This window comes from Chryseobacterium oleae, assembly GCF_900115055.1.
In the GTDB taxonomy this organism is placed as follows: domain Bacteria; phylum Bacteroidota; class Bacteroidia; order Flavobacteriales; family Weeksellaceae; genus Chryseobacterium; species Chryseobacterium oleae.
Map to the genome: position 1 here is coordinate 1 of NZ_FOVD01000014.1, position 1,531 is coordinate 1,531.

General features: G+C 29.1%; 2 protein-coding genes. Both read right to left on the reverse strand.

The genetic code is table 11. The annotated features are described in order from the left end of the window. Positions 1–1,130, reverse strand: a 1,130-nt coding sequence (locus BM143_RS23645; protein WP_139222113.1) for a tetratricopeptide repeat protein, incomplete at its 3' end; no start/stop codon positions are given. 63 nt (positions 1,131–1,193) lie between these two features. Continuing rightward, the coding region (locus BM143_RS24115; RefSeq protein ID WP_394332586.1) for a helix-turn-helix transcriptional regulator at positions 1,194–1,531 on the reverse strand (338 nt) is incomplete at its 5' end.

Below are 1,531 nucleotides of genomic sequence, written 5' to 3' on the forward strand. Positions count from 1 at the left end.
ATACTCTTGATCATAAAGTTGTTAAGGACATCTGAAATATAGGTAAGTTTCTTATTAGATTCTTCTTCATGCTTATTATGCAACGTAATTAATTTCCGGCATATTTTTTTTACCATTTCTGTGTCATTCATCTTTAAATAATAAGACTGAATCATCTCATTTATAAGAATTTTATCTGATATACCCGCCGTTTCAGACTCAATAGATTTCCCGTAATCTGCAATCTCCTTCATTTTATTATTCTGATCGGTTTCATTATACAGATCAAACAATTCTGTAAGATTGGTAATAGATTCATGGTGGCTTTTCTTATCTTTTTTATAAAACTCGAATTCCTGAAGAAGAAGTTTTTCTGCTTCGGAAAAGTTTTTTTTCTTGTAATAATAGAATCCCATATTTCCTTTTACACTTATTAAAAAAGCAGTTTCCTCAGGTTTCAGATTTCTTTCGGTTTCTAAAATTCTTACAGCTTCTTTAGCTTCTTGTATAGCCAGATCAATACGTCCCATTTTTTCATAAGTCAATGCAAAATTATTGTGCATAGAAGCAATATAAATTAGGTTATCCCTCGATTTACTAAAAATTTTTAGAGATTTATTGAAGTAAATCAGAGCTTGGGTGTAATTTTGATCATTAAACAAAAACCTCCCTTTAACATGATACAAATGAGGCAGAAAATATTTTTCACCAGACTCTTCAAGCTTAATCGCATCATCAAGAAACTGCATAGCAAGCTTAGGAGATTGGTGTTCAAACTTATGAGCCAGACTAAAATCACCAACAATCGTAATATAATCATATTCGTTGTTGTTTAACATCAGCAATTCATACACTACGGGAATATCATTTACAATATTTTCTTTATTCTTAAGCCTGGAATCATTAGCAACGTAAAGGAATTCAATATATTTACTACCAATCTGATATTTACGATCGCCAGTACTTTCATACTTTTTCTGTTCTCTGGCTTGTAAGGCTTTAATTTTTTCTGGTTGGTTCTCAATTTTGTTAGTTAATATATCAAGATTGGCAAAATAAATGCTGCCTTCATCTTTTTGAGATGAACCACACGAAAAAACAATCATAGAAAAGATAAAAACAATTAAAAATTTAATAATTTTATTTTCCATCAATTCATTTTTTAAACACTAATCTTAGTTATACAATAAAAAAATACGCTCAAATAAAACCATTTAAATACTTTTTAAGTAGGTATTTAATATGGATTCTTTCCCGATATTCATTTTAGTTTTTATTTTAGTTTTATAAACCCTTGCGCTTCCCTCGGTAATATTTTCAAGTAATGAAATTTCTTTAGAAGAAAAGTCTAATTTGTAATATACACAGAATTTCAGTTCGTTATTCGTCAATGAAGGAAATCTTTCGGAAAGCTTCTGCATAAACTGTTTATTTTCAAGAGAACTTTCATTGATCAAATCATGGTTTTTTTTATCAATCTGGATCAGATTATTAATTTTAAGGAAAAGATCGGTGATTACCTGTTCAGCATCAACATTCTTTAACTTTTTCA